The organism is Acinetobacter sp. YH12023 (genome assembly GCF_013420135.1).
Lineage (GTDB): Bacteria > Pseudomonadota > Gammaproteobacteria > Pseudomonadales > Moraxellaceae > Acinetobacter > Acinetobacter amyesii.
Genome location: NZ_VOYU01000003.1, coordinates 22,055 through 36,712, shown reverse-complemented (window position 1 = coordinate 36,712; position 14,658 = coordinate 22,055). Strand labels below are relative to the sequence as shown.

16 protein-coding genes are annotated in these 14,658 nt (G+C 36.7%); 9 read left to right on the top strand and 7 right to left on the bottom strand.

Features of this window, described 5'->3' with window-relative positions; translation table 11 throughout:
- Positions 1–126 precede the first annotated feature (126 nt).
- A complete protein-coding gene (locus FTT92_RS03140; RefSeq protein WP_111885491.1) occupies positions 127–600 on the bottom strand; it encodes a CinA family protein in 474 nt (157 codons plus the stop codon).
- A 246-nt stretch (positions 601–846) separates the two neighbouring features.
- On the opposite strand from FTT92_RS03140, the gene FTT92_RS03135 reads away from it, so the two are divergent.
- Both FTT92_RS03135 and FTT92_RS03130 read left to right on the top strand, forming a co-directional pair.
- A complete protein-coding gene (locus FTT92_RS03135) occupies positions 847–2,244 on the top strand; it encodes an iron-containing redox enzyme family protein (protein ID WP_180171433.1) in 1,398 nt (465 codons plus the stop codon).
- A 492-nt stretch (positions 2,245–2,736) separates the two neighbouring features.
- Complete coding sequence (locus tag FTT92_RS03130; protein ID WP_078193444.1) at positions 2,737–3,999, top strand: tyrosine-type recombinase/integrase; 1,263 nt, start codon at positions 2,737–2,739, stop codon at positions 3,997–3,999.
- 13 nt (positions 4,000–4,012) lie between these two features.
- Here the strand turns inward: FTT92_RS03130 and FTT92_RS03125 are convergent, their stop codons facing one another.
- The 4 genes from FTT92_RS03125 to FTT92_RS16670 all read right to left on the bottom strand — a co-directional run bounded on the left by FTT92_RS03125 (position 4,013) and on the right by FTT92_RS16670 (position 6,978).
- Positions 4,013–4,279: a helix-turn-helix domain-containing protein gene (locus FTT92_RS03125; protein WP_180113407.1), complete on the bottom strand. Its 267-nt coding sequence runs from the start codon at positions 4,277–4,279 to the stop codon at positions 4,013–4,015.
- A 139-nt stretch (positions 4,280–4,418) separates the two neighbouring features.
- A complete protein-coding gene (locus FTT92_RS03120; RefSeq protein ID WP_180171432.1) occupies positions 4,419–5,588 on the bottom strand; it encodes a hypothetical protein in 1,170 nt (389 codons plus the stop codon).
- A complete protein-coding gene (locus FTT92_RS03115) occupies positions 5,585–6,706 on the bottom strand; it encodes an ATP-binding protein (protein ID WP_180171431.1) in 1,122 nt (373 codons plus the stop codon). Before FTT92_RS03115 ends, FTT92_RS03120 begins: the two co-directional genes overlap by 4 nt.
- Positions 6,706–6,978: a hypothetical protein gene (locus tag FTT92_RS16670; RefSeq protein WP_228145162.1), complete on the bottom strand. Its 273-nt coding sequence runs from the start codon at positions 6,976–6,978 to the stop codon at positions 6,706–6,708. The genes FTT92_RS03115 and FTT92_RS16670 overlap by 1 nt, the downstream gene beginning before the upstream one ends.
- Before the next feature lie 370 nt (positions 6,979–7,348).
- On the opposite strand from FTT92_RS16670, the gene FTT92_RS03105 reads away from it, so the two are divergent.
- Positions 7,349–8,668 carry a DNA cytosine methyltransferase gene (locus FTT92_RS03105; protein WP_257231569.1) on the top strand — a complete coding sequence of 440 codons (1,320 nt, stop codon included), beginning with the start codon at positions 7,349–7,351 and terminating at the stop codon, positions 8,666–8,668.
- A 6-nt stretch (positions 8,669–8,674) separates the two neighbouring features.
- On the opposite strand, the gene FTT92_RS03100 is transcribed toward FTT92_RS03105, so the two are convergent.
- Positions 8,675–10,753, bottom strand: coding sequence for an ATP-binding protein (locus FTT92_RS03100; protein WP_180171430.1), 2,079 nt, complete (start codon positions 10,751–10,753; stop codon positions 8,675–8,677).
- A gap of 31 nt (positions 10,754–10,784) precedes the next feature.
- The gene (locus FTT92_RS03095; protein ID WP_180171429.1) at positions 10,785–11,432 is read right to left on the bottom strand and encodes a LexA family transcriptional regulator; all 648 of its coding nucleotides are present in this window, start codon (positions 11,430–11,432) and stop codon (positions 10,785–10,787) included.
- A gap of 100 nt (positions 11,433–11,532) precedes the next feature.
- On the opposite strand from FTT92_RS03095, the gene FTT92_RS03090 reads away from it, so the two are divergent.
- From FTT92_RS03090 to FTT92_RS03065, 6 genes are read left to right on the top strand one after another with little or no spacing between them, the layout of a single operon-like run.
- Complete coding sequence (locus FTT92_RS03090) at positions 11,533–11,736, top strand: Cro/CI family transcriptional regulator (protein WP_180109393.1); 204 nt, start codon at positions 11,533–11,535, stop codon at positions 11,734–11,736.
- A gap of 21 nt (positions 11,737–11,757) precedes the next feature.
- Positions 11,758–12,204, top strand: a complete 447-nt coding sequence (locus FTT92_RS03085; RefSeq protein ID WP_180171428.1) for a phage regulatory CII family protein — start codon at positions 11,758–11,760, stop codon at positions 12,202–12,204.
- Between the two features lie 55 nt (positions 12,205–12,259).
- A complete protein-coding gene (locus FTT92_RS03080; RefSeq protein WP_257231568.1) occupies positions 12,260–12,517 on the top strand; it encodes a hypothetical protein in 258 nt (85 codons plus the stop codon).
- On the top strand, positions 12,514–12,822 hold the full coding sequence (locus FTT92_RS03075) for a hypothetical protein (protein ID WP_180171427.1): 309 nt from the start codon (positions 12,514–12,516) through the stop codon (positions 12,820–12,822). The genes FTT92_RS03080 and FTT92_RS03075 overlap by 4 nt, the downstream gene beginning before the upstream one ends.
- Positions 12,819–13,706 carry a replication protein gene (locus FTT92_RS03070; RefSeq protein WP_180171426.1) on the top strand — a complete coding sequence of 296 codons (888 nt, stop codon included), beginning with the start codon at positions 12,819–12,821 and terminating at the stop codon, positions 13,704–13,706. Before FTT92_RS03075 ends, FTT92_RS03070 begins: the two co-directional genes overlap by 4 nt.
- 1 nt (position 13,707) lies before the next feature.
- Entirely contained in the window at positions 13,708–14,478 is a 771-nt protein-coding gene (locus FTT92_RS03065; protein ID WP_180171425.1) for a hypothetical protein, read from the top strand.
- Positions 14,479–14,658: the final 180 nt, after the last annotated feature.

Sequence of the window (14,658 nt, the reverse complement as noted above, 5' to 3'; positions counted from 1 at the left end):
ACATGAATATTGCTAATATGATTATTAAAGATGTTACATAATCTTTATTAAGTTTCAATTTGTTTAAAAGTAAAACTTTAGGGGCTGTTTTATATACATAAATAGTCTTTTTTTAATTACATGAAACTAACAATAATAATTTTTTAATATTTTAGTGAGTGACTTGCATAGAGCTTTATATAGTATTTTTAATTTTTTGATAGGCTTACCTTTAGTTAAAATTTTGAAATTATAAAATTTTTTCTTAAAATAAATGCAATAGAAAAAAGTACCTACAGGTTTCTTTTTGTTTTCGGATCCTCCGCGCTTTAAAAGTCCAGTGCAAGAAATATAAATATCTGATTTAAATAATTTTTTTCCATTTATAATCATTTGAGTGGTTACTTCTGGGGATTCAGCAGTATATTTATCTATAAGTGATTGTTTTATATTTAAAATACGCTTCTTGAATAGTAAGTCATAACTAACAATAGAACCATCCAGAAGTATTCCAGAGTTTTTATCTTGTGAAATTCTATATGCTAAATAACCTGCACTCGCACTTTCAAATAGCGTTATCGATAGGGATTTTTTAGAAATAAAGTCAAAAATTGATTTCATATAAATTATCCTATGAATATTTTATAAAAGAATCATAATTGATATTTAAATATGAATATGTGAATTAAGTCACATCAAAAAAATGTTACTTTTTAAAAACTTGTTAAAAATTATGCTAAAGGTGTGTTTTATATATTAAAATTTTTAAAATATACATTGCGTTAAATTTTATTAAAAAAAATTAACAAATACTACTTATTTTCTGAACTATGGTTAAGAAGAATCATTTACCGCGTGAGAATTATAATGCCTACAGCAGTAAAAGAAAGAATCTTAAATTTAATAACCAAAGATCATCAGAAATATTTCGAAATTGTTGAGTTCTTCTTAGATGCTTCAATACCTAATTCTGCCAAAGAATTAAAGGCATTTAAGGTTTTAGAGAATGAAATTATAACTCTCGAACACATTGATGAGATGCCAAATGAGATAGACCATCTTGTCGATTGGATTCATCATAATAACCGTACACAGTGTGAATATTATAAAGAATATCTAGATAGAAGAAAGCAAGGTGGAGGAAGAGAGTATTTTTCATCAGTTAGTAAAGCTTATGAGTTTTTATACAAGGTTGCACCCACAAAAAAAGTGGATGGTTCATGGCTATATAGCTTTACTCAGTATTGGAATGATCCAGTATTTAGAGATTTTATTCAGATATATTTAGAGGAACTTGGTCTCGGTTCAGAAAAAGCCAATCACGTGAGAATGTACGACAACCTACTACTGGCACATGGTTTGAATCAACTATCTTTAAACTTATCTGATGCCTATTACCATCAGGCAGCAATACAGCTTGCGCTTGCATATGCACCTTCAGAGTTTATACCAGAGATAGCAGGTTTTAATTTAGGCTATGAACAACTTCCTTTACATTTGCTAATTAGCAATTACGAGTTAAAAGAACTTGGAATTGATGCACACTATTTTAATGTTCATATCACGATAGATAATTTTGATAATGGGCATGCGCAGCTTGCGACCAATGCCATTAAAAAACTTTCTACAAGGTACAGATCTAAAGAAGAGTTCATTCGTAAACTCAAAATCGGCTATCTCCTAAATAACAAAGGAATGAGTTCAGTTCAGATAATTAAAAATTTAAGCACTGAAAAGATGGTTCTAGAAATATTTAAGAAAAAGGCGATCGTTGGTAAACATATGCATAGTAATAAATGTATGTTTAACAATAGAACGACGAATGAATGGCTGTCTGAAGATGATAGTGTTGAAGAGTTTATTTTTGAGCTTGTACGTATGGGCTGGATAAAATTGAATCGACCACCTGAAGAGAGTAGATTTTGGCAGATGATTCACGACGAAGATGGTAAAATGTTTGGAGTGTTTAATGCTGTTGAAAAAACTTTTATTTATGATTGGATTGCTGGCAAATCTATAGATCCTAAGCAAAATCAAGTGAATAATGAGTATGTGAAAAACTTCCTAGAGACCAATTCATTTAATTATTTAGCTAACTATGAAATGGCTGAGCTTAAGAAACAATTTGATGGAAATACGAATACAGGATATAAGATCAACAAACTTCTAAAGTATTTAGCGCCTCATATGCATCATCAAGAAATTGGTTTATGGAGTACCCAACGTATTGTTGAATGTTTATTTCCATCTCTAGCTCGTCAATAAAATGAATGTTCAAAAAGTTTTATAACTTTTATCGTTAATAACAACCGCCTGCGGGCGGTTTTTTACTAATATGTGATAATTCTAAAGATAAAAATAAACACATGTTTATTAATAAAAAAATAAAATAATGCTTAGTTTTTTGTAAAAGTATACAAATTTTGAAATAATTTAATTAAAATAAATTTGTATACTCGCCATATCCTAACCAAGCCTTTTAGATGCAAAAGTATACAACTCTGAAAAGTTTATAACCTATTGTAAATACAAAGGAATACAGCTTGATGCTTAACATTCCAATCCATTCCAAACTCGGTGGATTCTACTTTTTCTATAACACACCTGTAGGGTTTTTAAATTTAATATATCAATAATAAACAATGAGTTATAGTTAAAATAACAGGGTGTTTATAGCTTAAAAACTTGGCTTGTAGACTATTTGTAGACTGTTGCAAATGGTGTTTAAATTAAGCATCAATAATTTTAGATGCAACCATGAAGCTAAATAAATCTAATGTTGACGCAATAACATTAACAGAAAAAGGTCAAAAAATTTATCGTGACCAAGATCTAATAGGTTTCGCTGTTCGCGCTACAACAAAGAGTAAATCTTACATTATCGAACGACGTTTTAATGGTGAACTCTTCCGAGTTACACTAGGCAAAACTTCAGACTTACCAGCCGCTGCAGCTCGTGCAAAGGCTCAGCTTATATTGGCGCAGATTGCAAATGGAACGTACAAAGCAACTTTGAAGGGTGCAGTCAAAGATAATCCATTAGACATTACAGTAGCAGAAGCATTAAGCATTTATATCAGCCGAAATGATTTTAGGCCTAAGACGATACGACAATATAAAAAGTACTTTGATCTATATTTGGGTTGGTCAAATAGAAAGTTATTTGAAATTACCAAAGACGAGCTTTTGAATAAATTTTTAGAAGTCTCTGAAAAAAGTCCTTCTGCAGCAAATGGGTCAATATCTCTTTTGGGTACACTATGGAAATATATGCACGTCGTTTATTCGACAGATGAAAAACCCATCCTGAAATCTAACCCTGTAGACGTCATTGCTGTAACAAAAGGGTGGAATGTACTTCAGCGTAGAGAAAAATATCTTCATAAGGATGTGATTTTTAAATATTACAATGCTGTGCTGAATTATCAGGATGAACTGAATTTAGAAAATACGGCTCGTTCTAATACCAATAGAGATATTATTTTATTCGCGATGTACACAGGCTGTAGACGCCAAGAGGTTTGTGGTCTCAGCTGGGCAGATGTTAATTTCAAGAATGGTACTGTGTTATTCCGGGATACTAAAAATGGTACCGACCATCTTTTTCCAATAGGTGACCACTTGCTGTCAATCCTAAAAGATCGATATTTACTAAGAGAAAATGATTGGGTTTTTCCTGCAACCAAAATGCCTACTTCTTCAAATGTTCATGCCACTAAGGTGGATACATTATTGAAGCGAGTTGGAGATGAAGTGGATTTCTATGTATCTATGCATGACTTCCGACGTACCTTTGCGACGATCTGCAACCTATTAAGATTCAACATCTATGTAACAAAACGTCTTCTTAACCATACAGCTAAGCCAAGAATTGATGTAACTGGTGGTTATGTTCAAATTCCAATGGAAGAACTTCGTGCTTCAATGAATATGGTTGAGGCTGTATATCAAGGAAAAATCGATTGCTTCAATTATGAGAGCGTTTGGAGTGAGAGACTAAAACAAATAAAGGCAGGGTAATCCTGCCTTTATATTATGCATATTGTGCTGTGGAATTTACTGTCTTGCTTTCCTCAAAAGCCAGCACATCTGACTTTTTATATGCAACACGTCGTCCAATCTTTTTAAATGGCAAGGTGTTTGATTCACAGCGCATTTTTGCCAAAGTCCACGGTGAGCAATCCAAATATAATGCTACAACTTCTTGAGGGAAGTTTTGTTCCAATGGCGCGGCAATAAAGCGTTTCAATACTTCTTGACGGTCATTTTCATCAGCTTTATTTAACGTTTTAAGAGCCATTAATTTCTCCATGTCGCTTCTTTAAATTTCGCATCAGTAAGCAGCTCTTCAATTTCACCAGCACCTACATTGTTAAATATGTGAGTCATTTTTGCCCCGTATACAGTCAGTATTCGAGTCATAGACGAGTAGTTGAATTTCATTGGACAACCTCACTTGCTTGATTCTCAAGCTCGAAGCGGCGCTTTTTAACGTAGTCCATTAACTTTGGTTGTATTTCAGGACTACGCGCGGAAACATCAATTTCCAAGGCATCCAATGCAGTTAAGTCTGGTGCATTCTGAATCTGAACCATCAGTGAAGGGGGAGTTTTAATTTCAGCTTCTGCAGGTGCAAGCTCACGTAGGCGCTTATGAATAGCATCCAACAATGGTTTACGCTGTACTTCTGTCCAGTTGCGTGTATAGCCGGTAAGGGCGGTGGCTTCTTTAGGTGTTTGAGCATTTGTTGCACTGGTTATTAAATCTTTCAAAAGATTTTGATATTCATCATCTATTGATTCACTAGCTAACTTTTTATCTGCTACTAACTTTTCAGCCTCAACCTGCAAACGCTTGAGTTCTTCTACACTCAAGTTATGAGCGGTATGTTCTGGCTTAGGTGTATATTGCTCAGGATCTAGTTTAAGCAGCTTGTCCTCAGTTAACTTACATAGGTGCTGAGTGTGTTCACGTTCTAAATGACCATTTGCCATGAACACCGGACGTAATGCTAGTACCGCATCATTAGTGGTACAGGCATTAATTTGCATAGTGAACTTTTCAACCAGTTTCACTGGATCTGTTTCAATTTCTTCAACTGCAGATTGTTCGAATGTCTTTTCTTCAACATCATTTGATGTTTGAATTTGGCTATTTTCAGCTTCTGTAGCTAGTTCATTTTCCCAAGGCAATGATGTATCAGAGACAGGTTCTTCTTTATTTAAAGAGCCACCACTCACTGAAATCAATGCCTTAGCGTGAACTACTGCATTATCTTCATATAGATGAACTAAGCCACGAGTGAGTAATTCCAAGTCAGATGCAGAGTTTTTCCATTTGAATGATTTACTCAATTCAGCTGTTAAAAGTGATGGAGCAAAACATGGTGTGCCTTTTGCTGGTGCTTCGGATATGGCTTCTGGAACTTGCATAGTACCAATGGCCATATATACGACAGCAATGCGGAATTCATGGTCAGGGTCAAAGAAAACAGTCGCAGGGAAGTTGCGAATGCTATCAAAATCTAAATCAGATCCAGTATGACGACATTCAATATTTTGGCCTGCAGCCATGGCAGCAAATGCTTCTTGTCCGTTTAAGATAATCATGAATTTACTCCCGCTTTAGCAATTTGATCTATTTCCTGTTTTACTTCTTGAATTTTCGATACATCGATCTGCATCAGCGAATCTATACCTAGATGTTCGCATACAGTTTTTGTATCTAATCCACGCTCATCAATGAATGCTAATAGATCATCACGTTGCGCATCTGATATGCCATTAAATTCAGGAGGACTGATCCACGTTTCTTTATGCTTATCAAAGGTACAATTTAGTTCTTTGGCTTTGAGTAGCATGGATTGGCGCATGTTTTGGTAATACATATGACTCTTATCAAGAGACTCAGTTAACTGGTTTAGGTCACTGGCATATAGTGCTTCATCACAGCTTTGTTTCCAGTTTTCCAAGTCTTCAAGTGCTTTAGCTGAAGCCAATTGCGCAGGGGTTAATGTATTGATGTGTGCCTTAGCTGCTGAAATTAATTGTGCTAAAAACATCGGTTCTGTTTTTAAGTCAGGTACCCAAACTTCACCAGTTTCTCCACCAAGAGCACCTGAGTTTTTTGCATGGTGAGTAGGAGATGGTTTGAAATTGATGACACGAGCATTCTTACCTTCGCCAGTAGTGACAGTAGTCATGTAGCCCATCATATCTGCGATACGGTACAGCTCATTTCTATTCTTACCGCCTAAGTCAGGACGGTAGATGATCTGATCATTGTTTTGGTCCTCAGAGGCGTGAGCAATAAAAACAACATCCTTACCCATGCTGATTAGGGTGTTCACATACTGCTTGAATGTTTGATTGGCCAAACCTTGGGCTTTAAGTTTTAAAGCGCCATCTTTCTGCCGGTTGTTAGGATGAAGTAGTAGGTGGGTTTTAATGCATTCAAGCATCGCGCCTACTGTATCAATAACGACAGTGTTGTAAGGTGCTAAGTCTTGAGTTGTAAGACCTGCAACGTCAGCCCATTGTTGAACTGGAATTACTGCACCACGACGAAGTTCACCGGTACGATGAGCACCACGGTCGAAGTCAAAGGAAACAGCTTTATCAGCAGTAAAGCCTAAAGAGGATTTGCCGAGGCCTGGATCTGCATAGATGTAAGTGATGATGGCACTGACATTTAGTGCTTGGTCTGCCGGAATAATATTAATAGTCATTACACTTCTCCCAACAAACGATTTTTAATCATGTGCTGCACTAACATTTCATTGATGTTGCGGTGGTCGTTGTAGTCCGTGAAGTCTGGGAAAGGGTTACCGTATTCATCGGTGATGTGATCTACAGAGAGCTGGGTAATTTCAGCCGTATCAAATTCACTACCGGGTACACCGTAGCTGTCTTCAAATGGTTCAAAGTCAAAGCTTACGTCTAGGGTGAAGTTGTCTAAACGGATAACAGCACTACCTGAAGTTTTGGAAGTGAGTTCCATTGCAGCGACGGTAGTAACTTCAGGTATGCTTTTATGAAGGACTTGAGTGTTACTTAAAGCAGGCTTATAGGCACATGCTAAAACACCGATTGTTACTGTTGCAGCGACAAGTGTTACCTTGAGGCTATTGAAAGGGGTTAAGGTTTTGTTCATACTTATCTCGCAGTTTTCTGTAAAAGCGCATTAGATTTCTCAGGTCGGTGCGCTTTTTTGTTGTCTGTGAGATAAAGGTAAGATAACTTACCTAAATAGTCAATAGTTTGTAGTAATTAAACTTACCTTTAATTTTTTGGTAGGCAGAAGATGACTTACTTCTCTAAGAGAAAAATTTTTTTAAAGAATGCTCTTGGGGCATAAATTGTTTATGATAATGGCGCCGATGCAATGGCAATATTGGGAAATTGAATTGAATAATCTAGCTCTAGAACTTAATAACTCACAGGAACTCAGCACAGTTAATTATGCGAATTTTATGTGCGGATCTGTACAACCTGAGTTTAATTTCAATTATGTAAGTCTTTTCTCAAGTGCTGGAATTTCTGATTTTGGTTTACGACTTTTAGGTGGTACGTGTTTAGCAGCTTGCGAACTAGATGCAAATAGACGATTAGTTCATGAGGCAAATATATCTGGAAAAGTCTTTAGTGATATTAGAGAAGATAAGAATAAATTAGTGGAATATGTCCTCTCTCAGGGAAAAACTTTGGACTTGATTTTTGCCACGCCGCCATGTCAGAGCTTTAGTACAGCTAATTCAAGGAGAGGAAAGCTTAAGGACACTCATAGCGCGAGCTCCGATCCTAGAAATTTTTTATTTTTCGAAGCATTGGAGATATGTGGTAAGTTAAAACCAAAATTTATTGTGATTGAAAATGTTCCAAACTTTGGAAGACGTTTGTTGCGTAATGAACATGGAACAGTTGGACATGTTGAAGAGTTCATTGATGTCATTTTAGGTAATTATATAGGCCAAACATTTGTTAAATGCGTTTCTGAATTTGGCGTTCCACAATCTAGGAAAAGAAGTTTTAGTATTTATATTCGCAAAGATGTTGCTAGATCAAAAAACATTCATTCAAAAGATATTGAGTTTTTTGCCTTTAATAAACCTAGAAATTTCCCAGAAAATATTATGGATGCAATTGGTCATTTACCATCATTAGATAGTAAATCGAAAGACACTAATACTTATCCTAAAGATATTTTTCATCATGTGCCTGTGTTAAGCGATAAGCATTATTCATGGATAGCAAATATACCTGCGAATAGCGGTAAGTCGGCATGGATGAATTCTTGTGAGCATTGTGGTAGTGCGGCCACACCAATGTTTGAAATAAAATGTTCATCATGTGGTAATGAAATAAAAGTTAGACCGCATATTATTGAAAATAATGGCTCAACTAGGAGTATAAAAGGCTTTAGAACTAGTTATAAGAGAATTCATCCAGATGGGTTGTCGTCTGCAATTACAACCAATACCAATGCATTTAGTAGTGATAATAAATTACACCCAAGCCAAAATCGCGTACTTAGTGTTAGAGAATGTATGTTAATTCAAAGCATTCCTGACACGTTTATTTGGCCAGAGCAAATATTTTATAAATCAATGCACTTGGTTCGAGAGATGGTAGGGGAGGCTTTACCTCCCCTCGTAGCTTATTGTTTACTAAAAAAACTCCTTTTACTTTAGAAAAAGCTATATTTTTATTAATTTATAGTCTGGGTGGTTTTTTTCTACTTTTTGTAGAAATTCCTCTATAACTGGTCCGCCTAGAGATCTTATTTGCTGAACTCTATGATCATTGCCACTTACATCACTACCAGCTAAAAGTCCAATCAATAGGTGAGTATGTTCTTTTCTTGATTTAGTTAAAATATCATCCCAGGTAATTTTACTAATACCTTCCATTGTTTTAAATCTTTCATCAAAAAAACCCGACACGATCATTCCTGTAATATTTGATGTGCTAAATCTTTCTTGTAAATACCAAATATATGATTGTATTTGTTGTATCTCTTTAGCCTTAACTGTAATCTCAGGGCCTTTTAATTCAACAACAACAATCTGTTTATTTGGTGATTCAAGGAAAACAAAGTCTGGTCTAGTTTTGTCTTCATCTTCAACACCATAATATCTTTCTGGGACAAGGCTACCATCTTTAATGGCATCATTTACTAGAGTTTTTAATGTTTGATTTGCATAATATTGATCGTAATCTTGACCTAATATCCAAGGAAACTCCTCTAGTAATTTCTGTAAATCAGTTTCTTTTTTTAACCCGATACGCTGATATAGCTGGGTTAAAGCATAGACTCTTTGGGAGAAAATTACTGCTAAAGATAGGCTTTCAGGGACCAATTCATCAGATAGTTTATAGAGTAATTCTGCAAAATGTTCTGGATGAATTTCTTTGGATTTCTCCCATAGATTTTGAATTAACTTTCTAGCAGGCTCATGTATCCAAGCTTTTGCCGCCGCCTCAATAAATAATTCCTTTTGTTCAGTATCATTAATTTTAGTTGTTACTTCAGAAACTAGGTCAACTAAATGCTTTTTTTCAGAAGATCTAATATTGTAAAATGGTTTTTTCTCTAACAGTGCGTCTACTAAAACAGAATTAGTAGTCAATTCGTTCTCGTTTTTGAATTCTTCAAATTTTTTAATTCTCTGCTTTAAATAGTTTTCACCCCATTCTCTAAAAGATTCCATACCTTCATGCTCCCAATTAATAGAGGTACGATCCGTAGAAATAATATCTTCATCAAACTCATCTATCCAGTCTGCTTCAATTACGCCGTAGCAGTAGCGCGTTAGGATCTCGCGACCTTTAAGCTGGAAGGTATAGGGGCGATCTTGAGCAATTTTCCCATGAGCATAAATTCCAATACCTGATTCATCCTGTGCCCACAATGTAGTTGAAACAAATCCAATCCAAGCTTTAATAGTTTTATCTTCAGTAATTGTTTGACCATTCACATCTGTAAAAGTAATAGGCACATTAATAGTTTCATAACCAATCTCAGGGATACGTAAACTCCACTCAGGAAAACAGTCTTTTTCTTGTAGTTCCAATTCGTTAATATTTATAGAAAAATCTGGTCTTAAGCTGACAGTAAATCTTTTGCCTAGAGATTCTTTTAGTTGCCCTTCATTAATTATTCTTTTGATACTTAGATTGTGACAGAAAATAATAGTGCCTTTCTCTTCCTTAATTATAAATTCAAGTCGCTTCTTGATAATATTATACATTTCCTTATCTTTAAAATACTCCATATACTTTTTATAATTGTCAAGTGTGTTGACTATTTCTGAATCTATGATTACTTCAGGTTTGTATTCTTTTACTATTTGCTCATTTTCAATACTTGAAATTAGACTGTAATCTAAACGTAACCAAGTAATTTTGTTATCTTTTAATGTAATTAAATCAATATTGTTCGCAATACCAAAAGGGGCAAGTTTTCCGATACCTTTACGCCCCATTGGTGGGCGATGTTCTGATGAAGTTGCTTTGCGCGCAACAGATTTTGGTTTTGCTATCACAAGCCAATTTTCAATAATTTCATCTTTAGTCATACCATAGCCGTTATCTCCAACACATATTGCAATTGGTTTTGCCTTATCTGTTATTAGATCAACATAAACTTTAGTGGCATAAGCATCCCAAGAATTTGATATTAACTCAGCAATAGCATTCGTCGGTTTATTTTGATACAGCTTAAAACCCAAGTGCTCTATAATATTATGCGAATATTTTAAAATATAAGCTGTCATTTTTTTACCCCTATATTAATTTATTAAAAAATCAAACATCCCGATACAACCCAACAACCTTACCAACCAACTTACAACCATCTTCTAAAGCAATAGTTTTCTCAGGCCAGTCAGGATTTAAAGGCTGCAAATACATATTTCCACTTTCAACAATTAGCTTCTTAAAAGTCGCTTCACTATCGCCTTGGCAGGAAACAATAACTAAATCACCTGTTCTTAAATCTGTTATCTGAAAGTCAGGATTTACATAAATCTTATCGCCAGGCCGAAAGTCGGGGAGCATAGATTCGCCAACAACTTCTAAACCATAGCCATTTTTTCCACATTTAGGATTTGGAGGTAACCATTCCTCAAACTGCGTACCAGCTGGTACAGAATCTACAGTCGTCCACGAGCCGGCTTGTACCCATGAAATAACTGGAACTAATCGACCTGCAAGTGGGAATGGCACGGAAGTATTTGATTCTAAGCCCCCAAGTGCCTTACCGCTGAGCAAAAAATCAGGCGATACTGCTAGTGCTTTAGATAAAGCCATCAAGCTTTCATGTTTAGGGAGGTTGTCATCTTTCTCCCAATAAATTACAGAAGTTTTAGATACGCCGATTGCGTTAGCAAGTTGTTGCTGAGTTATTTTTTTTGTTTTTCTTAATGCTTTTAGGCGTGTACCAAGAGTTTCCATAATTTAAGCCCATATTCAATGTAAGGAATCTTACCATTTGACTAGGTAAGTTTTATGCTGTTTAATAAGGTAAGAAAAGTTACCTTTGTGAGTAAAATTAATGACAAAACAAGAAGCTCTAAAGCTTTTGAATTGTAATGTCGCGGATTTGGCTTTGAAGTTAGAAATAAGTTCTCAGGCTATTAGCCAATGGCCTGAAACAAAGATTCCTTTAATGCGTGAATATCAAATTCGTGATTTAGCAAAAGGGCAAATTCCTATAAAGCGTTCTACTAAAAATAGTAATAACCCAGCCCTCCAATAACCACGTTCAAAGGACACCGATATGAACATATTGGATGCTGCTTACAACACTGTTCACGACTACCAAGGTGGAGCGAATGCATTAGCGCCACGAATGGGCATAAAAAGCCCTGCGGTACTGAATAGTAAAGTGAATCCCAATACGGAAACACACCACATCACCTTGCTTGAGGCTTCAAAACTTATGGAGCTAACAGGGGATTACCGAATTCTGCAAAGACTGAATGCTCATCACGGAAAAGTGGCCATTAACTTGCCATGCATACCCGAATGTCGAGATACAGCGCTCACTGACTTAGTGCTGAGCATTGGAATGGGCGGTGGGGATATATGTGCGCAGTTCAAAGAAATGATGGCAGACGGTCGGATCACCCGAGGTGAAGCGATAGATATGTCGAAGGTCATTCACATGCTGCACGAAATTTTGGCAGAACTAGAAATGCAAATAAACAAATGCGTCGAGCAATAAAAAAGCCTGATCTCGAACATCAGGCTTTCAATTCAATTTATGAGGGAAATCACAAATGAATATGAAACCAAATATACCACAAAACAATGACATGGCAAACGATGGATTCCTCAATGGCGACGTCGTGGTCTTCACAGACCCCATTAAACCAGGCCATCTAATGACCGTACATAAAGTCCAAGGTGATGGCGTGCTACTGGATGGAAATCACAACTTTGCACTGAGTCACTTAGTGCGTCCGGCAACGGTTACTGAAGTCTTGGCTAAACGTCGATTGACTGCTGCTGAACAAGCGCTTGCGGAGGTTCCATGATCACCAACAAGGCAATCAAAAAGCAGCCTGAGCATAAACACCTGCAGGGCGTTCATAGTTGGTATGACCCAGCGCTACGCACGCTTAATGGAATACTGGATATCCGTAAGGCCAACTTACGCAAGATCAATCGTGATGAAGCCAATGCTGCAGTCACACGTGATGAGTTTATCGAAATGCTCACCAATGAACATCGGATCTCGGCCTGGTATGCCGGTGAAATTATCTCAAGCTTACTGCGTTCAGAAATGATTTTGATGTTTGGACGTTTTATACAGATTAATGAAGGGGTGAACTCAAAATGAGCCAATTTACGCCCAATAGCTTTCAAGTGCCAAACGCATTTGTGGACGAAGTGCTTAACCAAATCTCGGATGCCGCATGCAAGATTTATCTTGTGGTGTGTCGTAAAACACGTGGATGGAACAAAGTGATGGATTCGATATCACTGAGCCAGTTAGAGGAAATTACGGGTAAGAGCCGTCCAACAGTGATCAAGGCTAAAAACGAGTTAATTCAGGTTGGTTTGTTGGTAGAAATGCCGAGCACGATTTATGGAAATACCTTCAAACTTGGTGACGAAACAAGTGTTGGTTGGACTGTGAAATTCCCTAGTAAAAAATTTTTACTAGGTGAAAAAGCAGCCGTTGCTAGTAAAGATTCTTTACCACTGCTAGTAAAAAAATTTTACCCCGCTAGTAAAGAATTTTTACCATTGCTAGTAAAAAATTTTTACACACAAAAGACACTATCAAAAGACACTAATCAAAATAAAAAAATAAATAAAAAAAGATCCCGTGTTTCAGAACAACCTTCGACTGAAAAAACAAAAGTTGAAACTCAAAAATCTTATGACCCGAAATCTTGTGAATTACCAAGATTGGTAAATCAGGATTTATGGAACCAATTTGTGGATATGCGAACAGCTTCTAAAAAACCACTCACTGAAAACGCAGTAAAACTCATTTTGAAAAAACTCGAGTCATACGGATCTCTGGCAGACCAATCCTTGGAAAACTCAATCATTGGAAACTACCAAGGGGTTTTCCCTCCAAAACAGCAGAATCTGCAGCAAGATCTAACTGGAATTCAGGAGCCGAGTTATTTCGCTCAGTCTTTTGATCAACAAGGTGGATCGAGCATTATCGACGTAACACCCGATGATTACGCTTTGGTGGGAGGATATTGAGATGAATCACTTGGTTTGTCGTGACGACGTACATGAGTTGATTGCAACTTTGCGAACACTCTACGCATCACAGTTCAATAAAAACTTCCCAGCAGAGGGTAAGAACTCAATCCCAATGCAAGTTGTTGAAGACCGAGTTGCTAAGGCCATGATTGGGGTGACTACGGAACAGTTTCAACGTGGTTTGCTCTTGTTGAGTACCAGTGGAAATAAGTACATGCCGAGCTTTGCTGACTTCCGAACAATGTGTATTGGCGAAGATTGGTGGAATGCTCAAAAGGCTTGGATCAAAGCATGTGAGTACACAAAAATTACGAAGCCTAAACCGGTTATTTTGGCAGATGGAAGTTCTCAATACCGAGACATTACGACCTTGGCCAAGTTCGCATTAGATCAAGTCATGCTTCTCATCAATGATGGTGAAATGTACCGAGCTAAAGAAGAATTTATTCGCTTGTATGAGGCCTATGTGTTGGAAGCTCAGATCAAGGGGCGATTTCAAGAGTGGTATCAAGAAAGACCAAGTTTGGCCTGGAGTGAATCTGAGAAAAAACATGTACCGGTTGCGAATGATGAAGCTCAACAACAGCTGGCCAATCTGAAAGCCAAAATAAATGTTCGAAATCGCCAAGTGCCGAAGCCCCAAAAATTAGAGGCAAATAAAGCAAAGGCAGTGATTCAAAACGAATGGCCAGATCCATTTGAAAACCCAAGTGAATATCAATCAATGATGGCGAATGGATTTAATCGTGTATTGGGAGGTGGGGTGTGAGAGATAACCAAACTATGGACTGGTGTGAAGAATTGGAGGGTTTAGCTTATGCCCCCCTAATTAACCATGGCACCGTTTACGCGTACAACAAGCACAAATGTCGCTGTGAATTTTGCTCTGAGGCAAAGTCTTTAAGTAATCAGCGTTCAGCTATGAAAGCAAAAATGAAAGCTCAGGCTT